The following is a 23,840-nucleotide window of genomic DNA, read 5'->3' as shown; positions in this document are numbered from 1 at the left end:
GAAACGGCGGCGCTGGATCACGCCCGGCGCCGCCTGCGGTCATCAGTCAAAGCGCAAACGCACACCAGCGTAGATGCCACGGCCTTCGCCCGGTGTTGAGCGCGCGACATCCTTGCCGGCGTCGTCGTAGCCCGGCGTAACCGTGGCGGCATAGTGGCGGTTGCCGATGTTGCGCATCTCCGCCCAGGCCTGCCAGCGGCCACCGGGTGCGTCGTAGCCGATGCGGCTGCCGAAGATCACATGGCTGTCGGCCCAGTAGCTGTTGGCGTAGTCCACGGCGATGCGCGAGGCGTATTCGGAATTGAGCGCAGCGTACAGGCCGGACGCGTGATCGAAGCGCAGCTCGGCCTGGTAGCTGTGCATTGGCAGGCCGGGCAGGCGGTTGCTGCCGAAACGCGCGTCGTGGCGATAGCGGAAATCGCTGAAGGTGTACGCCTGGCGCAGCGACAGGCGGCCCGGTGCAGCCTGCCACAGGGTGCTGTCCAACCCGGCTTCGATGCCGCGGTGAACGGTGGGGCTGGCGTTGTTCTCGGCGATGAACAGGTTCGGCACCGGTTGCAGCTCGACGCTCAGCAGTTCGTGGTTCACGTGTGCGTAGTAGCCGGTCAGTTCCCAGCGACCCAGCCCCGCGTCACCGCGCGCGCCCAGTTCCAGCGTGGTGGCGGTCTGGTTCTGCATCGGCACCGGCGCGCGCTGGCGGCCGGTGGACGGGCCATTGCCCGGCCCGAAGTACTGGTTCGAGCCCCAGATCATCGACCACGGGTGCGGTGCTTCCACCGAGCGGCTGAGGTTGCCGAACCACTGGGTCTGGGCGCTGTGCTGCCAGGTGAAGCCCAGTCGTGGCGCATAGTCCCAGTCGTGGTCGCGCAGGCGGCCGCCGCTGCTCGGCCAGGTCACCTGCACATCGCGACGGGTGTTGATCAGCGCCAGCCCGGTCTGCATGCGCAGGCGGTCGTTGAAGGCCAGGGTGCTGCTGACGTGCAGCGTGCTGTCGGTGCCGTGGTGGCGGAAATCACGCGTGCGCGTGCCGGCGGCATAGCCGTTGCTGGCAAAGCGCAGCGACTCGCGCACATCGGCGTCCAGATCGTGGGTGACGCGCAGGCCGACCGTGGTTTCGCTGTCCAGGCCGAACAGCCGGTGGCGGTGGCGGTAGTCCAACGTGGCGTTGAGGTTGGCGTAGTCCAGCTGCTGGCGGTACAGGCTCTCGTTCAAGTCCATCGGGTACTTGTGATAGACCAGCCCGGCCTGCAGCGAGGAATCCTCATCGATCTGCAGCGTGGTGACGTTGCCCACCCACGTGCTGCCGGGCTGCGGGCGACGCGCATCGATGGCCAGGTTGGCCGCATTCGCGGCACGTGGGTCGTTGCGGATCTGATCGCGGGTCAGGCGTCCGGGCGTTTCGTGGTTGGTCTCGCGGTAGCGCACGAAGAAGCGCGTCTGCAGCCCCGGGGTGATCTGCCAGCCGATGTTGGCCATCGCGCCTTTGCCATCGCCGCGTGCATGGCGCTGGTAGCCGTCGAATTCGGTATCGGTGTAGGCCAGGAAATAATCGACGTCACCACTGACGCCACCCCAGCTGACACCACGCTTCTGGTAACCGCGGCTGCCGGCTTCGTAGTGCAGCTGCACGCCCGCCGAATCGCGGCCGCTGCGGCTGACGTAGTCGATGGCACCGCCCAGCGCCAACGCGCCGCGCTCGAAGCCGTTGGCGCCGCGCAGTACTTCCACGCGCGACAGCCACAGCGGTTCCAGCAGCTCGTAGGGCGTGCCACCCGGGCCGGTCAGTGGCAGACCGTCGATCGACACGGCGATGCCCGAAGCGTGCGCGCCCGGGCCACGGTTGATGCCCGAGCCACGGATCGAGATCTTGGTGCCCTCGTTGCCCGGCGACTGCGCGCTGATGCCCGGCTGGTAGGCCAGCACATCGGCACTGCTGGACAGCCGACTGTCGGCCTTGGCCACGTCGATGACGTTGCTGGCGCCGGGTACGCGCTTCAGCGCCTCGTGCGCCTGGGCGCTGGCATCGGCGGCAGCGGTGACCTGCACGGCATCCAGCGTGGTGGCCTGCGGGGCAGCGGCGGTAGTGGAGGCGAGGACGAGGGAAACGGCCAGGAACAACAGCGACGGGGTGAGGCGGTGCGGCGAGAGCGACATGCGGGAATGCTGTAAACCATGAGAGTGGCGCGAAAGTTAACAGGTCAGCGGCGTCACGTCACCCATCCGCCGCGTATGGGGCGGTCTGCAGCGTCCATGTAGAGCCGAGCCCATGCTCGGCTATCGCGCGCAGCGCGGGTCTCCTTCGCTCGAAACGAAGAGCAGCCGAGCATGGGCTCGGCTCTACAGAAGGTTACGGCGAGGGCTTGGCCAGCGCTTTGGCCTTTGCATACAGCCCATCGGCCGTTTCCTTCTCGCCCAGCGCCGCATGGCATTCGGCCAGGCTGTCCCACGTATTGGCTGAATCGGGATACAGCTCGGTGTTGAGAGCAAATACCTTCACCGCCTTGCGTGCACCGAGGCTTTCGCGGATCGCATACCCATCGGCATTGATCGCACGTTCCAGCTCGCCGGCGGAAATCCCATTATTGCCGTGCAGCCAGTTACGCATCAGCTGTGTCGCATCGGCGCTGTCGTCCAGCGCATACGCGATCAGTCGCTCGGACAACACCGTATGCGAAAACTCCTGCGGCGCGGCCACCGCCATGGTGCTCTCCACCAGCGTGCTCGACCAGACATTGCGGGCGCTGCCGTTGGTCAGGTACACGAACACCCAGTAGCCGCTGGCCAGGGTGCCCTTGTAGGCCAGCCGTGCCCGCACGCGGGTGCCACCATCGTGGCCGACCTGGGTGTAGCCGTCGCTGCGGGTGGTGTCCCAACCGGTGGAGAAGAAATTGCTGCCGCCGCCGCTCAGCTTCTGCGGCTGCCAGAGCGTTTCCAGCGTGGACGTGCGCAGCAGCTTGCCGGTCGCCAGCGCCTGCAGGAATCGATTCATGTCGCCCACGGTGGTCTGCAGGTCGGCGTGGCCCCAACCGTAGTCCGGCCAGGGGGCTTCGTTCGCTGGCTGCAGCTGGCCGTCCTTGCCGATGTACGGTACCGCTGCGCGCTGGGCCGGCACGCTGGCTGCTCCCCATGAAGTGCCGGTCATCTTCAGCGGCTGCAGGATGCGTTCGCGCGCGATGGCCGGGTAGGGCTTGCGGTAATGCGCTTCCAGCAAGGCGGTCAGCACCAGGTAGTTGGCCTGGGTGTACTGCACGCGGCTGCCGGTGGCGAACTGCATCGGTGCCGCGCCGGCCACCTTCAGTGCAGCGGCAAGATTGGGCGCCACTCCGGCGTAGCCCTTGCTGACCCAGCGGTTGTCCACGCGATCGTAGTACTCGCCGATGCCGGAGCTGTGGTTGAGGAAATCGCGTACGTGAATCGCCTGCCATGCCGTCGGTAGGTCCGGAACATAACGGCTGGCCGGCGCGTCCAGATCCACCTTGCCCTGGTCGACCAGCTGCATCACCAGCGTGCTGGTCAGCAGCTTGGCCATCGATTGCGCGGCGAAGATGGTATCGACGGTGGCCGGTGCATGGGTAGCGGGATCACGTTCACCGCTGGCGCCCTGGTACAGCACCTGGCCGTTGTGGGCGACCAGTACCGCCTGGCCGGCAATGCCGTAGCGCTCGCGGTTGCTCTGCAGTTGGGCGTCGAGCTGTGAAGAGAGGCCGACGCGGAGGTCACGCGCGGAAGCGGGCGGAGCAGCGAACAGGGCGCAGAGCAATGCAGCAGCAAGGGTGCGGTACATCGCGGTGATCCGTCAGCGGTGATGGCGCATGTTGGTCAGCGGCGGGGGAGCGGGTCAAGGGCACCGATTCCCGCATCAGGGAGAGCCGGCCAGCGGCCGGCACTACCCTACGCTTCCGGTAGTGCCGGCCGCTGGCCGGCACCCCCGCGATCAGCCGAGGATTCCCGGCAGATCCAGCGCCTTTTCCTTCGCGCAGTCGATCGCGATCTCATATCCCGCATCGGCATGGCGCATCACGCCTGTGGCCGGGTCGTTCCACAGCACGCGACCAATCCGCTTCGCCGCCGCTTCGGTGCCGTCGCAGACGATCACCATGCCGGCGTGCTGCGAGAAGCCCATGCCGACGCCGCCGCCGTGGTGCAGCGATACCCAGGTCGCGCCGCTGGCGGTGTTGAGCAGGGCGTTCAGCAGCGGCCAGTCGGACACCGCATCGGAGCCGTCGGCCATCGCTTCGGTTTCGCGGTTCGGCGACGCCACGCTGCCGCTGTCCAGATGGTCACGGCCGATCACCACCGGCGCCTTCAGTTCGCCGTTGGCGACCATCTCATTGAACGCCAGGCCGAGACGATCGCGGTCGCCCAGGCCTACCCAGCAGATGCGTGCCGGCAGGCCCTGGAACTTGATCTTTTCGGCGGCCATGTCCAGCCAGCGGTGCAGGTGCGGGTTGTCCGGAATCAACTCCTTCACCTTGGCATCGGTCTTGGCGATGTCTTCCGGGTCGCCGCTCAGCGCGGCCCAGCGGAACGGGCCGATACCACGGCAGAACAGCGGACGGATATAGGCCGGCACGAAACCGGGGAAGTCGAACGCGTTCTCCACGCCTTCTTCCAGCGCCATCTGTCGCAGGTTGTTGCCGTAGTCCACGGTCGGCACGCCCAGCGCGTGGAAGCCGAGCATGGCGCGGATGTGGTTGGCCATCGACGCGCGCGCGGCTTTCTCCACTTCCTTCGGCGCACTCACGCGCTTCTCATCCCACTGCTCGACGGTCCAGCCCTGCGGCAGGTAGCCGTTCACCGGGTCGTGCGCGGAGGTCTGGTCGGTCAGCAGGTCCGGCTTCACGCCGCGCTTGAGCAGTTCAGCCAACACATCGGCGACGTTGCCGAGCAGGCCCACCGACTTCGGCGTACCGGCCTTGCACGATTCATCGATCAGGCGCAGTGCTTCGTCCAGGTTGTCGGTCCAGGTGTCGAGGTAGCCGGTGCGCAGGCGCATGTCGATGCTGCTCTTGCGGCACTCGACGGCCAGGCAGGAGGCGCCGGCCATCACTGCAGCCAGCGGCTGCGCGCCGCCCATGCCGCCGAGGCCGCCGGTGAACAGCCACTTGCCGGTCAGGTCGCCACCGAAATGCTGGCGGCCCATCTCCACGAAGGTCTCGTAGGTGCCCTGCACGATGCCCTGCGCGCCGATGTAGATCCAGCTGCCGGCGGTCATCTGGCCGTACATGGCCAGGCCCTTCTTATCCAGCTCGTTGAAGTGGTCCCAGTTGGCCCAGCGCGGCACCAGGTTGGAATTGGCGATGAGCACGCGCGGCGCATCGACGTGGGTGCGGAACACGCCCACCGGCTTGCCCGACTGCACCAGCAGGGTCTGGTCGTCGTCCAGGCGCTTGAGCGTTTCAACGATGGCATCGAAGCTCTCCCAGTCGCGCGCGGCGCGGCCGATGCCGCCGTACACCACCAGTTCCTGCGGGCGCTCGGCCACGTCCGGGTGCAGGTTGTTCATCAGCATGCGCAGCGGCGCTTCGGTCTGCCAGCTCTTGGCGTTCAGCGTGGTGCCGGTCGGCGCGGCGATGGTGCGGGACGGGTCGTTGCGGGTCATGCGGCGCTCCGGTTCGTAGCGAATTCAAGGCAGGCGTTGAGCACCTGCGCCAAGGTGTGGCGCAGCGGTGCGGCGTGATCGGGGTCGAGCGGGGTGGGCCAGCTGTGTTCGTCCACCTGGTCCGGCAGGGGTTCGTGCATGTAGCCGCGGCAGGCCAGTTCCATCTGCAGGCTGTGCACGCCGCCGGCGATGTTGCTGTAGTGGCGGGTGATCCAGCCGCCCTTGAAGCGGCCGTTGCGCACCTGGCTCATGCCACTGATCTTGAGCAGGTTTTCCACCACGTCGCTCAGGGCGTTGTCGCAGGAGGTGTCCGGTGCGCCGGACGGGCCGGCGGTGCCGAGGTTGAACTGCGGCAGCTCACCGTCGAACAGATGCGGGATGTGTGAGCGGATCGAGTGTGCGTCATACACCACGACAGTGCCGAACCTCGCACGCAGGCGTGTGATCTGCGAAGCCAGCGCATCGTGGTAGGGCAGGAAATACGTGTCGCGGCGACGGGCGATTTCCGCGTCATCCGGTTCGCGGCCGGCGTGGTACAGCGGCTGGTTGTCGAAGGTGGTGAGCGGGCACAGGCCGGTGGTGTTCTGGCCCGGGTACAGCGACACGCCGCTGGGATCGCGGTTGAGGTCGATCACCGAACGTGAGATCGCCGAGCGCACCGTGGTTGCGCCCATGCCGCGCACGAAGTCGTACAGTTCGTGCACCCACCAGTCTGCGTCGCGGCGGGCCAGCCACGGCGAGTGGAAGTCGCCGATCAGGTCGTGCGGCAGCTCGCTGCCGGTATGCGGGAAGCTGACGATCAGCGGGGCATCGCCTTCGTGCACCGTCAGCCATTCGGGATGGGCACTCATGCCTGCGGTTCCACGGTCGGCAGCAGCTCCGCCAAGCCCTGTGCCAGCGCGCCGCTGCGCACCAGGTTCGTGGCGGTCACCATGTCCGGGTGGAAGTAGCGGTCTTCTTCCAGCGTCGGCACCTGCGCACGCAGGGTGGCGCGCACGGATTCCAGCGCGGCACTGGAGCGCAGCGGCGCGTGGAAGTCGCAGCCCTGCGCGGCGGCCAGCAGCTCGATGCCGATCACGTTGGCGGCGTTCTCGGCCATCTGCATCAGGCGGCGTGCGCCATGCGCGGCCATCGACACATGGTCTTCCTGGTTGGCCGAGGTCGGGATCGAATCAACGCTGGCCGGGTAGGCGCGCTGCTTGTTTTCCGAGACCAGCGCGGCCGCCGTCACCTGCGGGATCATGAAGCCGGAATTCAGGCCTGGGCGCGGGGTCAGGAACGCAGGCAGGCCGGACAGCGTCGGGTCCACCAGCATCGCCAGGCGGCGCTCGCTGATCGAACCGATCTCGCACACCGCCATCGCCAGCATGTCGGCGGCGAAGGCCACCGGCTCGGCGTGGAAATTGCCACCGGACAGCGCTTCACCGGTCTCGGTGAATACCAGCGGATTGTCGGAGACGCCGTTGGCTTCGATTTCCAGCGTGGTCGCGGCCTGGCGCAGGATGTCCAGCGCCGCACCCATCACCTGTGGCTGGCAGCGCAGGCAGTACGGATCCTGCACGCGCACGTCGTTGTCGCGGTGCGATTCGCGGATGCCCGAGTCCTGCATCAAGCTGCGCAGGGTGGCAGCGGTTGCGATCTGACCGCGCTGCCCACGCAGGGCATGGATGCGCGGATCGAACGGCGTATCCGAGCCCTTCGCGGCTTCCACCGACAGCGCACCGGTGACCAGTGCGGCCTGGAACACGGTCTCGATCTCGAACAGACCGGCCAGCGCATAGGCGGTGGAGAACTGGGTGCCGTTGAGCAGCGCCAGGCCTTCCTTCGCACCCAGCTCGATGGGCTGCAGGCCAGCACGTGACAGTGCATCGATCGCCGGCAGGCGTTCGTCTCCGATGAAGGCTTCGCCCACGCCCAGCATCACGCTGGCCAGGTGCGAGAGCGGCGCCAGGTCACCCGAGGCACCCACCGAGCCCTGTGCGGGCACCACCGGCAGCACGCCCTTGACCAGCATTGCTTCCAGCAGCAGCAGGGTTTCCTCGCGGATGCCCGAAGCACCCTGCGCCAGGCTGACCAGCTTCAGCGCCATCATCAGGCGCACCACGCTGGCGGGCATCGGCTCGCCAACACCGGCAGCGTGCGAGAGCACGATGTTCCGCTGCAGGGTGGCCAGGTCTTCGCGCTCGATGCGCACGCTGGCCAGCTTGCCGAAGCCGGTGTTGATGCCATACACCGGTGCGCCCTTGGCGACGATGGCGGCCACGGTCGCGGCACTGGCACGCACGGCCGGCAGCGCGGCCGGGTCCAGTGCAAGCGGTGCACCGCGATAGGCCTGCCGCCACTGGGCGAGGGTGACATGGCCGGGGCGAAGAACCAGGGTGTTGCTCATGTGTTGCTCCAGGAGGCAGGCAGGTCGGGCTGTCCGCGCACCACGCGCGCGTGCAGCGGGTTGAATCCAATGCGATAGACCAGGTCGGCGGGGGCGTCGATGTCCCAGATCGCCAGGTCGCAGTCCATGCCGATGGCGAGGCGACCGATGCGATCGCCACGGCCCAGTGCGCGCGCTGCTTCACGGGTGAAGCCGGCGATGCACTCGTCCACGGTCAGGCGGAACAGGGTCGCGCCCATGTTCATGGCCAGCAGCGGGCTGGTCAGTGGTGATGTGCCGGGGTTGCTGTCGGTGGCCAGCGCCAGTGGCACGCCGGCCGCGCGCAGCGCGGCAATCGGCGGCAGGGTGGTATCGCGGGTGAAATAGAAGGCGCCCGGCAGCAGCACGGCGACAGTGCCGGCCGCGGCCATCGCGGCGATGCCGGCGTCGTCCAGATGTTCGATATGGTCGGCCGAGAGTGCACCGAAGCTGGCGGCCAGTTCGGCGCCATGCTGGTTGCTCAGCTGCTCGGCGTGGATCTTGATCGCCAGTCCGTGCGCGCGCGCGGCTTCGAAAACCTGCCGTGCCTGCGCGGGTGAGAACGCGATGTTCTCGCAGAACACATCCACCGCTTCGGCCAGGCCTTCGGCAGCGATGGCCGGAATCATCACATTGCACACTTCGTCGGTGTACTCCTGTGCTTCGCGGCCGGGCGGAATCGCATGTGCGCCGAGGAAGGTGGTCACCACGTTGACCCTGCATCCCTCGCCCAGCGCACGCGCCACCTGCAGTTGCTTGCGCTCGTCGGGCAGGGTCAGGCCGTAGCCGGACTTGATCTCGAGGGTGGTCACGCCCTCGGCGCGCATCGCCAGCAGGCGCGGCCGGCTTTCGCTGGCCAGCTGTTCCGGCGTGGCGGCGCGGGTGGCGCGCACGGTGGAGACGATGCCGCCGCCGGCACGGGCGATCTCGGCATAGCTGATGCCCTGCAGGCGCTGCTCGAATTCGTTGGCGCGGTTGCCGGCGTAGACCAGGTGGGTATGGCAGTCGATCAGGCCGGGCGACATCCAGCGGCCTTCGCCATCGATGCGGGTAGTCGGCCGCAGGTTGGCATCGCTGCCGGCCGGGCCGACATGGACGATGCGGCCGTCGGCGCAGGCCAGTACGCCATCGCGGATGACACCCAGCCCCTCGCCATCGAGGGTGATCAGGTGAACGTTGGACCAGAGGGTATCGACGTGCATGGCATCCACAACGCGGCTGTGCTTATATGTCTATACAATATAGGCGTCCATTTCGGGTTGTCCAGCCATGTCCGATTCGCGTTCCCCGCACAGTTTCCATGCCGCCCACGCCCTGCTGGCCGACGGCTGGGCCCGCGATGTCCGCCTGCAGGTGCAGGACGGCCGCATCACGGCGATCCACACGGGGCAGGGCGCGCAGGACGGTGACACCCGCGTCGGCATCCTGGTGCCGGGCCTGCCCAACCTGCACAGCCACGCCTTCCAGCGCGGGATGGCCGGGCTGACCGAGATCGGCGGCGGCGACGGTGACAGTTTCTGGAGCTGGCGCGAGCTGATGTATCGCTTCCTGGCCCATCTGCGCCCGGACGCGGTGCAGGCCATCGCCGCCCAGGCCTACATGGAAATGCTGGAAAGCGGCTTCACCCGCGTCGGCGAATTCCACTACCTGCACCACGATGCTGACGGCCGGCCGTATGCCAACCGTGCCGAGATGAGCGCGCGGATTGCGGCGGCGGCCGACCAGACCGGCATCGGCCTCACCCTGCTGCCGGTGTTCTATGCGCATGCCGATTTCGGCGGGGCGGCACCGAACCCCGCGCAGCGACGCCTGATCCACGACGTAGAGGGATTTGCGCAGCTGCTGGACGCCGCGAAGCCGGCACTGACCGCGCTGCCCGACGCCGTGCTCGGTATCGCGCCGCACAGCCTGCGTGCGGTCACGGGGGAGGAGCTGAGCGCCCTGCTGCCGCTGACTGACGGCCCGGTGCACATCCATATCGCCGAGCAGGTACGTGAAGTCGAGGCCTGCCTGGCCTGGAGCGGCCAGCGCCCGGTGCAGTGGCTGTACGACCATGCGCCGGTGGATGCGCGCTGGTGCCTGGTGCATGCCACCCACATCACCGATGACGAGCGCGCGTCCATTGTGGCCAGCCAGGCCGTGGCCGGCCTGTGCCCGATCACCGAGGCCAACCTGGGCGACGGCCTGTTCCCGATGCAGGCGTTCGCGCGGGAGGGCGGTCGGTTCGGTGTCGGTTCCGATTCCAATGTGCTGATCGACGCGGCTGAAGAACTGCGCCTGCTTGAGTACGGTCAGCGCCTGACCCTGCGCGGGCGCAACGTACTGGCGCCGGATGCCACCCGCAGCAGCGGCCGCTTCCTGTTCGAAGGTGCATTGCAGGGCGGTGCACAGGCGTTGGGCGTGGCCGCCGGGCTGCAGGTTGGCGCCAGCGCCGATCTGGTCGAACTGGATGCCGCACACCCCGCGCTGCAGGCGCGACAGGATGACGCATGGCTTGACAGCTGGGTGTTCGCCGCACGTAATGGCGCGCTGCGATCGGTCTGGCGTCATGGCCGCCAATGCGTGGCCGAGGGCCGCCACCTGCAGCGCGAGGCGATCACCACCGCCTTCGCTGCCGCCCTGCGTGGCGTGCTGGGCTGATCGCCTCCCGCCACCGAGACCCCATTACGTGAAGGCCAGCAAGTCCGCCACGCTCAACCAGCGTATCCGCAGCGATCTGGAAAGCCGCATCCTCAGCGGAGAGTGGGCGCCGGGCTTTCGTATTCCGTACGAGCACGAGCTGATGGAGCAGTACGGCTGCTCGCGGATGACGGTGAACAAGGTGCTGACCGCGCTGGCCGAGAGCGGCATGATCGAGCGCCGCCGCCGCGCCGGTTCGTTCGTGGCGCGGCAGCCGCCGCACCTGGAGCAGGTGGCGCTTGAGATTCCGGATATCGCGATGGAAGTCGGTTCGCGTGGCCACCAGTACGGCTACCACCTGCTGCAGCGCGAGCTGCGCCTGGCCGATGCCGGCAATGTTGGCGAAGTGGAGCTGGCCGGCAGCGAACAGCTGCTGGCGATGCGCTGCCTGCATCTGGCCGACGGCCGCCCGCTGGCACTGGAACATCGCCTGATCAGCCCGGTGGGCGTGCCCGAGGTGCTGGACGTCGATTTCAACACCACCGCACCGGGCAGCTGGCTGCTGCAGAACGTGTCGTGGACCCGCGCCCAGCACCGCATCAGCGCCTGGGGCGCGGATACTGCCACTGCCAAGCTGCTCGATGTGAAGCCCGGCACCGCCTGTCTGGTGATCGAGCGCCTGACCTGGCGCGGTGAGCAGCCCATTACCCGCGTGCGCCAGGTGTTCCTCGGGGATGCCTGGGACCTGGTTGCGCGCTTCGCGCCTGGGGCGCGCTAGGGTCGACCCCGCTCGCCATCTCGCAGCATTGGGCTGAGCAGGCTCGATGTAGAGCCGAGCCCATGCTCGGCTGCTTTTTGCGCGATGCGCGATGAGTGGAGCATGGCTCGACGCTACAAGGGCATCCATGCATGGCGTTGATCTACGGACACCCCAATCAATACGTGGCGCATTGACGCCAGCGCACCGGCTCATCCACGCCGGGGCGGGCGTTGAGCTGGATGCGCACGTTGCGCAGGGCCGGGTAGTGCAGCACTTCCTCGCAGACCCGCGGCCACACCGCTTCCAGCTCGCCGGTGCGGTTGATCGCCAGGGTCTGCCGGGTCAGCCAGACACCGCTGGCGATACCGGGCTTGCCGGCGAGGGCTCGGGCCAACTCAACCTGGAAACGATCCAGTGTGGCCGCGTCCGGGTTGGGGTTGCTGCGAGCGTCGGCTGCGGGTGCCGCCGGCGAGGAGGCACCCGCTGGCGGCGCGGCGTTCGCGGCCGGTTCGGGGGCTGGTTCAATCATTGGTGCAGACGCAACCGGTGCTGGCACCGCGGGAACCTGCGCAGCGGCCGTGGTTTCCTGCACATGCAGGCCCTGCAGGCTCAGTCCCACCAGCAGGCCGAGCGTCACCGAACCCAATGCGGCAATGGCAATGCGACGCAGAGCCTCATGACGGGCACTGGCACGCACACGGGCTTCGATATCAACCGGCAGATAGGGCTGCAGCAGCGGCCACAGGCGTGGGCCATCCAGCACTTCGACCGCCTGCTTTTCGGCGGCGCTGCGGCCGTCGCGTTCCATCCGGCCTTCAGTCAGCAGCACGCCGCCGCGGGCGCCGGCCAGGCGCGCGGCCGCACCCAGTTCGTTCACTGCGGCGGTGCCGATGCGATAGGCCAAGCCATGCTTGCACGAGACCAGCCAACTGTTGGGGCCGTCGCTCAGCAGGAAATCACTGCTGGGTTCGCGTGACTCCTCGGTGGGGTCGTTCAGCTCGCGCAGGCCGCGCTGCTCGCGCAGCATCCGCTTGACCAGTACGGAGAACTCGCGCCAATGCATGCCGGCCAGGGCCTGCAGGCCCAGTTGCATCTCCTTTTGCCGCCGCTTGATCCACCACAGATAGACAACGGCCAGGGAACAGGTAAGCAGGGCCGACAGCAGGGCCAGGATCCAAGGGAGCATGCAGGAGGTGCGCGGAAGGGGCGAATGCGGAGAACGACAGTGTAAAGGTCGCACCGTGCCGCTGGGTCAGGAGGATCCTGACAGGAAGCGTGATGGAACGCGCAGATCGGTGTAGAGCAGGCACGAAAAACCCGCCAATCCTGAAGCCGTGAGGGGAGGGAACAAACGGCAGCCGAAGCGATTGGCGGGTTGCTCGCGATTGTCGATCAAATTTTATTGCATTGCAACAATTGCCGTCAGGGCACGCTGCCAGGGGATTGATGGCTGCCCGGTGCCGGTGCGTCGATGTCGGAGGCGGCGCGGTTTTCCAGCTTGGCCAAGCGTGCCTGCAACGCGTCGATGCGGGCCTCCAGCGCGGTCACTTCATCGGCGGTGGGGACATGCAGGCGCTTGAGCACGCCCTGTACCTGGTCATCGAAGGCCTTCTCGACCTTGGTCCAGGTGCCGGAGGCCTTTTCGCGGGCCTCGTCCAGCGACGATTCAACGTTGTCACGCCAACCGGGGGGCTGTTCACCATTGCGTTCACGGCGGCGGGCCTCCCAGGCTTCGCCTTCCTTGACCAGGCCATCGAAGAATCGGCCGCCTTCGGCCTGGGCGCGGCCCAGGGCACCCAGGCCGGCCAGCCATACCTGTTGTGCCGAGTCGCTCAGCTTGCGCGAGAAGCGCTCAGCCTGGTCACCGAAAGAGGCGTCGTCGTCGCGGCGGTCGTCATTTTCGTAGCGGTTCATCGCACTTCCCGTGGGAGTTGGGCCTGACCCGAGAGTAGCGCGTGACGGCGTTGCACGGTCGTGACGGTCACCGCCGGGGTTCAGCCCAGCTTTTCCTTCAGCACGCGCTGGATCTCGCCTTCGACCATGCCTTTCATCGCCGACAGCAGGAAGCCCAGCTTGGCGGTCACGCGCACGGCGCCCGGCTGCAGTTCGATCGCGCCGTCCACACCGCTGCCGGAAAAGTTCAGTACGTCGGCGGACCAGGACGACTTCAGGCCGAAGCGCTCGGACAGTTTGGCGGCAACCTGTTCGATCGCAGCGCGCGCCTGTGCGTCGGGCAGGGCGTGGGCGTGGCGGACATCGATGTTGGACATGCAGGCTCCTGGCGCAAAGCGGGGATGATCAATGAGGGCGAGCATTGTGCGCATCGAGGGCCTTCGCGCCAAGCGCTCATCGTGGGTTCTTCTTCGTGGGCGACCAACCTGCTAGGCTGCGCCGCGTGCAGAACCTGCTTGTTCACTTCAGCCAACAACAACAGCCCGACCAGCCGCTGCGGCCCGGGGTGCAACGCATCGTGCGCCAGGCAAACGGCAGCGTGCGGCTGGGCGATGCCGGCAACGGTGCCCTGCTGCTGGCCCAGTTCTGCATGGACGATCGCGGTCTCTGGCTGCAGGTCGGCAACGGCATCCGCGGCATCCATGTGAACGGTCGCCCGGTGCGGCGCATGGCCCTGTTGCGTGCAGGCGATGCGGTGTACGTGGATGGCGTGGAGATGGTCCTGCAGGGTGAGGTCGAGAGCCTGCTGCAGGCGCCCGCGCCCAGCAGCGATGATGGCAACAACGAGCAGCAGCGCCTGCTGCGCGGCGTCGGCGGCCTGCACCATGGCCGCAGCTTCACGCTGTCGCGAACCCGTCTGGTCGGGCGCGGCAGTGACGCCGACATCGAGATCAATGAACCGGCCTTTGCCGAACAGCACGCCCGCGTGGAAGTGCATGGCGAGCGCGTGCTGCTGCGTGACCTGGGCAGTGCCGATGGCACCCGGGTGAACGGCGTGGCCGTGCGCCACTGCTGGCTGCAGGCCGGTGACCAGGTAGTGTTCGATGGCCAGCACCGCTTCGTGCTGGAAGTGCCGCACGACCCGCGGCGGCGCCCGCTGCCGGACGAAGACGAATCCAGCCAGGACATCGAGCAGGCACCGGTGCTGCCGGCGGCCCCGCGCAAGGTCCGCCGCTGGCCGTGGCTGCTGGTCAGTGCGCTGCTGCTGGCGGCGGTGCTCAGCCTGCTGCTCTGGTTCGGCGCGCGCTGACGATCGCGCGGTGACGGTAGTGCCGGCCGCTGGCCGGCCGCCGCCGCCCCGTATCCCTGGGGTTGCCGGCCAGCGGCCGGCACTACCCGGTCGCGTCGCCAATGGATTCCAATGAAACCAAATTTCCCTTGCTGCACAAGGCCGCAAGGCTGGTGCACTGCGGCATACTAGGGGTCTTGCCCCACAGGTGTGACATGACGCGCGCGTTCAACTTCAGTGCCGGCCCTGCAACCTTGCCGGAATCGGTCCTGCGCCAGGCGCAGGCGGAAATGCTGGACTGGCACGGTAGCGGTGCCTCCATCGTCGAAATGAGCCATCGCGGCGCGGAATTCATGTCCGTGGCTGCCGAAGCCGAGGCCGACCTGAGGCGCCTGCTCGACATCCCCGAAGACTATGCGGTGCTGTTCCTGTCAGGTGGCGCCACCACCCAGCAGGCGCTGATCCCGCTGAACTTCGCCGCCCCGGGCCAGCGTGCCGATTACGTGGTCAGTGGCCACTGGGGCAAGACCGCGGTCAAGCAGGCAGGCGTCTACGTCGACGTCAACATCGCCGCCAGCAGCGAGGCCAACGGCTACCGCGAGCTGCCGGCGCGTGCCGATTGGCAGCTGTCGCCCGATGCCGCCTACGTGCACCTCACCGCCAACGAGACCATCCACGGTGTCGAGTTCCGTGATGTGCCCGATACCGGAAACGTCCCGCTGATCGCCGACTTCAGTTCGTCCATCGCCAGCGAACCGCTGGACGTACGCCGCTATGGCGTGATCTACGCCGGCGCGCAGAAGAACCTCGGCCCGGTCGGCATCGCGGTGATGATCATCCGCCTCGACCTGCTCGAGCGCAGCGGCCAGCCGCGGGCGGACATCTTCGATTACCGCTCGCACGTTGCCCGCGATTCGATGCTCAACACCCCGCCCACCTGGAACTGGTATCTGGCCGGCCTGGTGTTCAAGTGGATGCTGGCCGAAGGCGGCGTGGCCGAGTTCGCCAAGCGCAATGCCGCCAAGGCTGCGCTGGTGTACGGCGCCATCGACGGTTCCGGTGGCTTCTATCGCAACGAGGTCGCGCATGCGGCACGTTCGCGGATGAACATCCCGTTCTTCCTGCCTGATGCCGAGCTCGATGCACGCTTCGTCGCCGAAGCCAAGGCCGCTGGCCTGCTGGCGCTGAAGGGGCACAAGGTGGTCGGCGGCATCCGCGCCTCGCTGTACAACGCCATGCCGCTGGCCGGGGCCGAGGCGCTGGTCGCCTTCATGGCCGATTTCCAGCAGCGTCACGGCTGAGCAATGAACGGCGCGCACCGTTGGGTGCGGGCCCCGTAACAAGGAACTCCGATGGCAAGCAGCAAATCCAGCAAGAAGGCGCCGAAGAAGGCCGAACCGGCCAAGGACAGCGCGTCCACCAAGGCGAAGAGCAAGGCCAAGGCCGCCTCGAATCCGGCGCCCACCCTGGCGCCGCTGGCGCTGGCCGATGTGCGCTCGAAGATCGACCAGATCGACCGCGACATCCAGAACCTGATCGCCGAGCGCGCACGCTTTGCCCATCAGGTCGGCAAGGCCAAGGGCAAGCTCGCCGCCGCCGTCGACTACTACCGGCCCGAGCGCGAAGCGCAGGTGCTGCGCATGGTGGTGGACCGCAACGAAGGCCCGCTCAGCGACGAGCTGCTGGTGCACGTCTACCGCGAGATCATGTCGGCCTGCTTGGCCCAGCAGGAGCCACTGAAGATCGGCTACCTCGGCCCGGAAGGCACCTTCAGCCAGCAGGCCGTGCTCAAGCACTTCGGCCGCTCGGCGCTGGGCCTGCCGATGGCCAGCATCGAAGAAGTGTTCCAGGAAGTGGAAGCGGGCAATGCCGATTTCGGCGTGGTCCCGGTGGAAAACTCGGGCCAGGGCACCATCCAGATCACCCTGGACATGTTCCTGACCTCGAACCTGAAGATCTGCGGCGAAGTGGAACTGCGCGTGCAGCAGTACCTGATGTCGCGCAGCGGCCGGCTGGAGGACATCGAGCGTGTCTACGGGCACCCGCAGTCGTTCATGCAGACCTCGGCGTGGATGCGCGCCAACCTGCCGAAGGCCGAGAAGATTCCGGTGTCGAGCAATGCCGAAGGCGCGCGCCGTGCGCGCAACGCCGACGACGCAGCGGCCATCGGTGGCGAGAGTGCCGGCCATGTGTACGGCCTGAAGAAGGTGGTCACCAAGCCGATCCAGAACGACGCCGACAACACCACCCGCTTCCTGGTGGTGGGTCGCAACATCTTCCCGACCTCCGGCCATGACCGCACCTCGGTGCTGGTGTTCATCCATGACAAGCCCGGTGCGCTGTTCGACGTGCTCAGCCCGTTCGCCCGCCACGGCATCAGCATGAACCGCATCGAGTCGCGTCCGTCGCACCACGGCAAGTGGGAATACGGCTTCTTCATCGACCTGGCCGGCCACATCGACGACGCGCCGATGCAGGCCGCGCTGGCCGAACTGGAAGCGCACTCGGCGCAGATCAAGGTGCTCGGCTCCTATCCGGTGGCCGTGCCCTGATTGCTGCTGCGGTGGCTGCGGCTGCCGCCCCCTGATGCATCGCCGGTGCTGCCGGCGTTTACGGAATGATCGAACGATGAGCAACGCGCAACACTGGATTGCCCGCAAGGGCCAGCCGCTGCAGGGCAGCCTGACCATTCCCGGCGACAAGTCGGTCTCGCACCGCTCGGTGATGTTCGCCGCGCTGGCCGATGGCACCTCGCATATCGAAGGCTTCCTGGAAGGCGAGGACACCCGCGCGACTGCGCGCATCTTCGGCCAGCTGGGCGTGCGCATCGAAACCCCCAGCCCGTCGCAGCGCATCGTGCACGGCGTCGGCATCGACGGCCTGAAGGCGCCGGATGCGCCGCTGGACTGCGGCAACGCCGGTACCGGCATGCGCCTGTTGGCCGGCCTGCTGGCGGGCCAGGCGTTCGACTGCACGCTGATCGGCGATGAGTCGCTGTCAGGTCGCCCGATGCGCCGCGTCACTGGCCCGCTGTCGCAGATGGGTGCGAAGATCGACACCGAAAGCGATGGCACGCCGCCGTTGCACGTGCATGGCGGCCAGTCGCTGCACGGTATCGACTTCGCCTCGCCGGTGGCCAGCGCGCAGATCAAGTCGGCGGTGCTGCTGGCCGGCCTGTATGCGCAGGGCGAAACCAGCGTGGTGGAACCCCACCCGACCCGCGACTACACCGAGCGCATGCTCTCTGCATTCGGGGTGGAGATCGAATTCTCGCCGGGCAAGGCTCGGCTGCGTGGCGGCCAGCGCCTGCGTGCCACCGACATCGTGGTGCCCGCCGATTTCTCCTCGGCCGCGTTCTATCTGGTGGCTGCCAGCATCATTCCCGGCTCCGAACTGCGCCTGAAGCAGGTCGGCCTGAATCCGCGTCGCACCGGTTTGCTGCACGCGCTGCGCCTGATGGGTGCGGACATCAGCGAAGAGAACCCGGCCGAGCAGGGCGGTGAACCGGTGGCGGACCTGGTGGTGCGCTACGCGCCGCTGAAGGGCGCGCGCATTCCGGAGGAATTGGTGCCGGACATGATCGACGAGTTCCCTGCGCTGTTCGTGGCCGCTGCGGCCGCCGAAGGGCAGACCGTGGTGAGTGGTGCCGCCGAACTGCGAGTGAAGGAATCGGACCGTCTTGCCGCGATGGCGACCGGCCTGCGTGCGCTGGGCATGCAGGTGGACGAAACCGAAGACGGCGCCACCCTGCACGGCGGTGTGCGCCTGGGCAGCGGCACCATCGAAAGCCACGGCGACCATCGCATCGCCATGGCCTTCGCCATCGCCGGCCAGATAAGTGACGGCGAAGTGCGCATCAACGACATCGCCAACGTCGCCACTTCCTTCCCGGATTTCGATGGTCTGGCGCGCGGCGCCGGGTTCAATCTGGGCTGAGCGGCACCGAATCCGCCGGGCATGGCCCGGCGCTACCGGGACAACGCATGGGTAGCGCCGGGCCATGCCCGGCGGATGGCGCGCCCTGGTAGCTGCCGACCTTGGTCGGCATGCTTCCATCGCCCGGTAGGTGCCGACCTTGGTCGGCACGCTTCTCCGCATAAAAGGACGGAGGCCGAAGCCTCCGTCGAAACATCACGAACCCCTCGTCCGCGATCAACGCTGCTCGGTACGGAAATCCACCGGAACCCGCACCACGCTTGCTACTGCACGGCCTTCATGCATTGCCGGCTGGAACTTCCAGTTCTGCACGGTGTTGAGTACCGCACGATCCAGGTCACGGCTGCGCTCGCCGCTGCGCGAAACGATCGCAGCGTTGGCGACATTGCCGCGGGTGTCGACATTCAGGCTGGCGATCACGCTGCCCTGTACGCCACTGCGCAGTGCGGCAGCGGGGTAGGTGGGCATGCGGTTGCTGGCCAGCGGGCGTGCTTCACGATTACGCACCACTGGCGCAGCCTCGCGCTGGCTTGAGGCCGGGGCGGCCCGGCGCGTTGCAGGTGCCGCTGCATCGATCGCCGCAGCCTGCTCAGGGGCCGGCAACATGCGCTCACCGACCGGTGCCGGCGCCACATCTTCCTGGTTGGAGTAACGCAACCAGAGCAGGGCGGCAGCAAACATCGCCACGATCAGCGCGATCCACATCCAAGGCGACGTGGGCGTGTGCTGCGCGCTGGAATCCTGCGGCAGATGCGGCGAGTGGAGGTTCTCGTGGGTGGTGGCAGTCATCGCAAACTCCTTCCGTCACTTGACGACGTGGGAAGTGTTGCCCGAGCCACGGACGAGGAGTGTCAGCGTTGCGTCAACGCCACCGGCAGGGTTCAGTTTGCCTGCCGGAAAGCGTTCAGTTACTGCGTCTTGAAGTCGAACGGCACTTCAATGCTGCCGGGCACGGCCTGGCCGTTGCTCTGTGCCGGAGTGAAGCGCCAGCGCCGCACGGCGTCGGTGGCGGCACGGTCGAGCTCGCGTGAACCACTGCGCTGGATCAGCGTGGTGTTGTTCGGGTAGCCGGTGGCATCCACATCCACGCGTACCACCACCGTACCGGTTTCACCGGCGCGCAGTGCCGCGGCGGGATAGGACGGCGGCGGCGACTGGCCGGCAATCGGCATCGGCTGGCTGTTGCCGGTGGCGGCCGGTGCCGCGCTTGGGGCGGCCGGGGACGGCTCGGCGATCGGGGCGGGCGGCGGCGGAGCGGTTTCGACCAGCTTCGGCGCTTCTTCCTCCACCGGTGCCGGCTTGGCGTCTGGCATGTCGCTGGAACCGGCCGCAGCGGCCAACGGTTCCGGCAGGGGCTCCACCTGGGCGGTTTCCTGCGGGGTCTGTGCTGCCGGGTCGGCGCGGAAGAACTCCTTGTCACGGCCGGTCAGCCAGACCAGCACGAACAGCAGCACGCCCACGCCGAAGGCGATGCCGGCGATCTTCAGGGCGTTGCGCGGGATATGCACAGTGAACGACTTGGCGGACGACGAGCGGGGTGCAGACATGGACCGGACCAGTACGGAATAGCCCGATTCTGCCACGGCGGGAATGAACCGGGCGGCAGAAATCCGTATAACAAGCGATAATCCCGTTCCTGATACCCACCACGACACCTGCCATGCTTGATCCAGCCCTGCTCCGCCACCAGCCCGCCGACCTCGCCGAACGCCTGCGCACCAGCCGCGGCTTCGAGCTCGACGTGTCTGCCCTGGAGTCCCTGGAGGCCGATCGCAAGCGCATCCAGGTGCGGACACAGGAGCTGCAGAGCCTGCGTAACAGCCGTTCCAAGGCCATCGGCCAGGCCAAGGCCAAGGGCGAGGACGTCTCGGCCATCATGGCCGAGGTCGCCGCCTTCGCCGACGAGCTGAAGGCCTCGGAAGTGGCGTTGGACGAGCTGCGCGAGAAGATCGACGCCATTTCGATGGGTATCCCGAACCTTCCGGCCGATGACGTGCCGGCCGGTGCCGACGAGAACGACAACGTCGAGCAGGCGCGCTGGGGCACTGCGCGCCAGTTCGACTTCAAGGTGCTGGACCACGTTGAGCTGGGCGCACGCAACGGTTGGCTGGACGGCGAAACCGCTGCAAAGCTGTCGGGTTCGCGCTTCACCGTGCTGCGCGGCCCGATCGCGCGCCTGCACCGTGCGCTGGCCCAGTTCATGGTCGACCTGCACACCGGTGAGCACGGCTACGAGGAAACCAACGTGCCGCTGCTGGTCAATGCCGATTCGCTGCGCGGCACCAGCCAGCTGCCGAAGTTCGAGGACGACCTGTTCAAGACTGCCGTGGGTGACTCTACGCGCTACCTGATCCCGACCTCGGAAGTGCCGCTGACCAACATCGTGCGCGACGAGATCGTCGATGCCGAACGCCTGCCGCTGCGCATGACCGCTCACTCGATGTGCTTCCGTGCCGAGGCCGGCAGCGGTGGTCGCGATGTGCGCGGCATGATCCGCCAGCATCAGTTCGAGAAGGTCGAGCTGGTCTCGATCAGCCGCCCGGAAGACAGCGACGCCGAACACCAGCGCATGACCCGCTGCGCCGAAGTGGTGCTGGAGAAGCTGGGCCTGCCGTACCGCAAGGTGCTGCTGTGCACCGGCGACATGGGCTTCTCGGCGGTGAAGACCTACGACCTGGAAGTCTGGCTGCCGTCGCAGGAGACCTACCGCGAGATCTCCTCGTGCTCGAACTGTGGTGACTTCCAGGCCCGCCGCATGCAGGCCCGCTGGCGCAACCCGGCCACGGGCAAGCCGGAACTGGCGCACACGCTGAACGGCTCGGGCGTGGCCGTCGGCCGCGCGATGATCGCGGTGATGGAGAACTACCAGAACGCCGACGGCAGCATCACCGTGCCGGAGGCCCTGCGCCCGTACATGGGTGGCCTGGAAACCATCGGCTGATAGCCTGCGCTTTGTGCTGCCGCCCGAGCGCAGGCTCGGGCGCTACGGGGTTTCTGCAGCCCGCAGCTTCTCCAACGGCACCCATCCGGGTTCGCCCGTCTCCGGCGCGCACCACGCCCAGCCATTGAGCGTGCGTTGCCCGCGCAGCAGCTGCCCGGGATCCACATCCAGTTCCCGCGCGCAGTAGTCTTCCGTGGCAAATGCGCCACCCTGCGCATCGCGGCCGATCACCGGCGCCGGCACGAATCCGGGCTGCTGGCCCTCGGCTTCGCACAGGAACCAGTCTTCCCAGCCCTCGGGGCCTTCATAACGTTCGCCCACCACCAGTGCCTGGCCTCGGCGCAGTGTGATCGGGTGCGGAAATTCGCTGCGATGTGCAGTGGTCACGATGTAGTTCATGAACCACTGTACCGCTTCCGCCGGGCATGGCCCGGCGCTACCGGAGCCGGCCGGACCATGCCGGCACCTGCACGGGTTGCGCCGGGCCATGCCCGGCGGACAAGAATCGGCACGCAAAAAAACGGCCCCGCTAAGCGGGGCCGCCAGGGTGGGCCGGGATGGGGGAGGGGATCCCGGCCCGCGTTCAGCGCCTCGACGAGGAGAGAGAGCGGCGCCGAACGCTGGAACGCGTTACGCCGCGGCGGCTTCAGCCGCTTCGTGAGACGGCAGCGCGGCCAGTGCGCCGGCAATGGCGTCTTCGCGGTGCTGCGGCGAGTAGGCAATGCCCTCCGCACGCACGAACTCGATGTCGTTGATGCCCCAGAAGGCGAACGTCTGGCGCAGGAAGGGTTCCTGGAAGTCGGCCGGCGAATCGGTATAGATGCCGCCACGGCTGCTGACCACGATCACCCGCTTGCCACCGGCCAGGCCCACCGGGCCGTTCTCGGTGTACTTGAACGTGCGGCCGGCCACGGCGACGCGGTCGATCCAGGCCTTCAGGGTGGAGGGGATGCTGAAGTTGTACATCGGCGCACCGATCACCACGATGTCAGCCGCCAGGAACTGCTCGAGCACCTGTTCAGCCTCGGCAGCTTCGGCCGCGTCGGTCTTGGCCAGCGAACCACTGCGCAGATGCGGTACCGGATTGGCGTCAAGATCGCGATAATCAACCTGCAGGCCTTCAACCTGCTGCTTGAACCGGGCCACCACGGCGGCGGTCAGGTGGCGGGAGACGGAGTTCTCGCCAAGCACGCTGGCGTCGAGATGCAGAAGCTTCATGGCAGTCACCTATGTTCTGGAGGGAAGGGCGGGTGGCCCCGCCGACGGAGAGAACGATAGGTTGTTGCAAAGGCGGGATAAAGGTGGTTGAATGCCACGTATTGTTCTAGATATGGAACTCGGGCATGCATGACCTGAATGACCTGTACTACTTTGCGATGGTGGTCGACCACGGTGGATTCGCTGCCGCCGAGCGCGCTCTGGGTATCCCCAAGTCGCGCCTGAGCCGCCGCATCAGCCAGCTGGAAACCGACCTGGGCGTGCGCCTGCTGCAGCGCTCCACGCGTCGTTTCGCGGTGACCGACGTCGGCACCAGCGTGCATCGTCACGCGCAGACGATGCTGGCCGAGGCGCAGGCCGCACGCGAAGTGGTGGACCGCCTCAGTGCGGAACCGCGCGGCCTGGTGCGTGCCAGCGTGCCGGTATCGCTGGCGCAGATGCAGCTGCCCAAGCTGCTGCCCAAGTTCCTTGAGCAGTACCCGAAGGTGCGGCTGCAGCTGAACATCAGCAACCGCCGCGTGGACATCATCAATGAAGGCTACGACGTGGCCCTGCGCGTGCGTTCGCGCCTGGACGACGATGGCAGCCTGGTGATGCGCAGCTTCGGCCAAGTGCAGGAACTGCTGGTGGCCAGCCCGAAGTACCTGGATCGCGCTGGCCGGCCGAAGGATCCTGAAGAGCTGACCCAGCACGTCACCCTCAGCATCAGCGAAGACGAAGCCCGCCAGCGCTGGGAGCTGCACGGCCCGGAAGGCGAAGTGCGCCGGGTCGACCTGCAGCCGCGGGTGGCCGGTTTCGACTTCCCGCTGCTGCAGAGCATGGTGAAGGACGGTTTCGGCATCACCATGCTGCCGGAAACCGTGTGCGCCGATGCGGTGCGCAACGGCGAACTGGAAGTGGTGCTGCCGGACTGGTCGCTGCCGCAGGGCGTGTGCCATGCCGTGTTCGCCTCGCGCCGCGGCCTGCTGCCGGCGGTGCGCGTGTTCATCGACTTCCTGGCCGAGCACCTGCCGCCGCAGCTGGAGGCCTCGCGCCTGGATTGCGGTGGCGCCTGTGAAAAGGCCAAGGAGCGGATCAAGGCCAGTGCGCTGGGCGCGCTGGCGGTGGACGCGGGCTGAGGCACCTGGCCGCAACCGCACCGCCAATCTGTGAAACGGTAGCGCCGGGCCATGCCCG

Annotated in this window: 21 protein-coding genes; 8 read left to right on the top strand and 13 right to left on the bottom strand. The window is 67.4% G+C overall.

Annotated features, from left to right (window positions below):
* Nucleotides 1–42: 42 nt before the first annotated feature.
* The 6 genes from AC0Z6F_RS02320 to hutI all read right to left on the bottom strand — a co-directional run bounded on the left by AC0Z6F_RS02320 (nt 43) and on the right by hutI (nt 9,211).
* Complete coding sequence (locus AC0Z6F_RS02320) at nt 43–2,154, bottom strand: TonB-dependent receptor family protein (RefSeq protein WP_485616355.1); 2,112 nt, start codon at nt 2,152–2,154, stop codon at nt 43–45.
* A gap of 193 nt (nt 2,155–2,347) precedes the next feature.
* Nucleotides 2,348–3,784 (bottom strand): serine hydrolase domain-containing protein, encoded by a 1,437-nt coding sequence (locus AC0Z6F_RS02315; protein WP_448123182.1) that lies wholly within the window; start codon nt 3,782–3,784, stop codon nt 2,348–2,350.
* A 150-nt stretch (nt 3,785–3,934) separates the two neighbouring features.
* Nucleotides 3,935–5,602 carry a urocanate hydratase gene (hutU, locus tag AC0Z6F_RS02310; protein ID WP_485616356.1) on the bottom strand — a complete coding sequence of 556 codons (1,668 nt, stop codon included), beginning with the start codon at nt 5,600–5,602 and terminating at the stop codon, nt 3,935–3,937.
* Complete coding sequence (gene hutG / locus AC0Z6F_RS02305) at nt 5,599–6,453, bottom strand: N-formylglutamate deformylase (RefSeq protein ID WP_485616358.1); 855 nt, start codon at nt 6,451–6,453, stop codon at nt 5,599–5,601. The genes hutU and hutG overlap by 4 nt, the downstream gene beginning before the upstream one ends.
* The gene (gene hutH, locus AC0Z6F_RS02300) at nt 6,450–7,991 is read right to left on the bottom strand and encodes a histidine ammonia-lyase (protein ID WP_485616359.1); all 1,542 of its coding nucleotides are present in this window, start codon (nt 7,989–7,991) and stop codon (nt 6,450–6,452) included. Before hutH ends, hutG begins: the two co-directional genes overlap by 4 nt.
* Nucleotides 7,988–9,211, bottom strand: coding sequence for an imidazolonepropionase (gene hutI, locus AC0Z6F_RS02295; RefSeq protein ID WP_012511522.1), 1,224 nt, complete (start codon nt 9,209–9,211; stop codon nt 7,988–7,990). The genes hutH and hutI overlap by 4 nt, the downstream gene beginning before the upstream one ends.
* Before the next feature lie 67 nt (nt 9,212–9,278).
* Between hutI and AC0Z6F_RS02290 the strand changes: the two genes are divergently transcribed.
* The gene (locus tag AC0Z6F_RS02290; protein ID WP_100434926.1) at nt 9,279–10,649 is read left to right on the top strand and encodes a formimidoylglutamate deiminase; all 1,371 of its coding nucleotides are present in this window, start codon (nt 9,279–9,281) and stop codon (nt 10,647–10,649) included.
* A 28-nt stretch (nt 10,650–10,677) separates the two neighbouring features.
* Nucleotides 10,678–11,406 (top strand): histidine utilization transcriptional repressor HutC, encoded by a 729-nt coding sequence (gene hutC / locus AC0Z6F_RS02285; protein ID WP_012511521.1) that lies wholly within the window; start codon nt 10,678–10,680, stop codon nt 11,404–11,406.
* Between the two features lie 157 nt (nt 11,407–11,563).
* Here the strand turns inward: hutC and AC0Z6F_RS02280 are convergent, their stop codons facing one another.
* The 3 genes from AC0Z6F_RS02280 to AC0Z6F_RS02270 all read right to left on the bottom strand — a co-directional run bounded on the left by AC0Z6F_RS02280 (nt 11,564) and on the right by AC0Z6F_RS02270 (nt 13,658).
* Nucleotides 11,564–12,574, bottom strand: coding sequence for a restriction endonuclease (locus AC0Z6F_RS02280; RefSeq protein ID WP_012511518.1), 1,011 nt, complete (start codon nt 12,572–12,574; stop codon nt 11,564–11,566).
* A 236-nt stretch (nt 12,575–12,810) separates the two neighbouring features.
* A complete protein-coding gene (locus AC0Z6F_RS02275; protein WP_046987520.1) occupies nt 12,811–13,302 on the bottom strand; it encodes a phasin family protein in 492 nt (163 codons plus the stop codon).
* A gap of 80 nt (nt 13,303–13,382) precedes the next feature.
* Nucleotides 13,383–13,658: a polyhydroxyalkanoic acid system family protein gene (locus AC0Z6F_RS02270; RefSeq protein WP_006376114.1), complete on the bottom strand. Its 276-nt coding sequence runs from the start codon at nt 13,656–13,658 to the stop codon at nt 13,383–13,385.
* 125 nt (nt 13,659–13,783) lie between these two features.
* On the opposite strand from AC0Z6F_RS02270, the gene AC0Z6F_RS02265 reads away from it, so the two are divergent.
* From AC0Z6F_RS02265 to aroA, 4 genes are all read left to right on the top strand, one after another.
* Nucleotides 13,784–14,590 (top strand): FHA domain-containing protein, encoded by an 807-nt coding sequence (locus tag AC0Z6F_RS02265; protein WP_153675912.1) that lies wholly within the window; start codon nt 13,784–13,786, stop codon nt 14,588–14,590.
* A 194-nt stretch (nt 14,591–14,784) separates the two neighbouring features.
* The gene (serC, locus tag AC0Z6F_RS02260) at nt 14,785–15,870 is read left to right on the top strand and encodes a 3-phosphoserine/phosphohydroxythreonine transaminase (RefSeq protein WP_012511516.1); all 1,086 of its coding nucleotides are present in this window, start codon (nt 14,785–14,787) and stop codon (nt 15,868–15,870) included.
* A gap of 51 nt (nt 15,871–15,921) precedes the next feature.
* Nucleotides 15,922–17,121 (top strand): prephenate dehydratase, encoded by a 1,200-nt coding sequence (pheA, locus tag AC0Z6F_RS02255; RefSeq protein ID WP_448123178.1) that lies wholly within the window; start codon nt 15,922–15,924, stop codon nt 17,119–17,121.
* Nucleotides 17,122–17,197: 76 nt separating this feature from the next.
* Nucleotides 17,198–18,505 (top strand): 3-phosphoshikimate 1-carboxyvinyltransferase, encoded by a 1,308-nt coding sequence (gene aroA / locus AC0Z6F_RS02250; RefSeq protein ID WP_012511515.1) that lies wholly within the window; start codon nt 17,198–17,200, stop codon nt 18,503–18,505.
* Nucleotides 18,506–18,721: 216 nt separating this feature from the next.
* Here the strand turns inward: aroA and AC0Z6F_RS02245 are convergent, their stop codons facing one another.
* Nucleotides 18,722–19,294, bottom strand: coding sequence for an energy transducer TonB (locus AC0Z6F_RS02245; protein WP_100434925.1), 573 nt, complete (start codon nt 19,292–19,294; stop codon nt 18,722–18,724).
* A gap of 119 nt (nt 19,295–19,413) precedes the next feature.
* On the bottom strand, nt 19,414–20,052 hold the full coding sequence (locus tag AC0Z6F_RS02240) for an energy transducer TonB (protein WP_006376049.1): 639 nt from the start codon (nt 20,050–20,052) through the stop codon (nt 19,414–19,416).
* Between the two features lie 113 nt (nt 20,053–20,165).
* On the opposite strand from AC0Z6F_RS02240, the gene serS reads away from it, so the two are divergent.
* Nucleotides 20,166–21,446 carry a serine--tRNA ligase gene (gene serS, locus AC0Z6F_RS02235; RefSeq protein ID WP_006376047.1) on the top strand — a complete coding sequence of 427 codons (1,281 nt, stop codon included), beginning with the start codon at nt 20,166–20,168 and terminating at the stop codon, nt 21,444–21,446.
* Between the two features lie 42 nt (nt 21,447–21,488).
* Here the strand turns inward: serS and AC0Z6F_RS02230 are convergent, their stop codons facing one another.
* Complete coding sequence (locus tag AC0Z6F_RS02230; protein WP_012511513.1) at nt 21,489–21,845, bottom strand: SH3 domain-containing protein; 357 nt, start codon at nt 21,843–21,845, stop codon at nt 21,489–21,491.
* A gap of 231 nt (nt 21,846–22,076) precedes the next feature.
* Complete coding sequence (locus AC0Z6F_RS02225) at nt 22,077–22,664, bottom strand: FMN-dependent NADH-azoreductase (RefSeq protein ID WP_006375983.1); 588 nt, start codon at nt 22,662–22,664, stop codon at nt 22,077–22,079.
* A 125-nt stretch (nt 22,665–22,789) separates the two neighbouring features.
* Here AC0Z6F_RS02225 and AC0Z6F_RS02220 point away from each other — a divergent pair, with 125 nt between their 5' ends.
* Nucleotides 22,790–23,782, top strand: coding sequence for a LysR family transcriptional regulator (locus AC0Z6F_RS02220; protein ID WP_006375981.1), 993 nt, complete (start codon nt 22,790–22,792; stop codon nt 23,780–23,782).
* Nucleotides 23,783–23,840 lie beyond the last annotated feature (58 nt).

This window comes from Stenotrophomonas sp. 1L-E-5-B-C3, from assembly GCF_057292075.1.
This window is presented reverse-complemented; position numbering and strand designations above follow the sequence as displayed.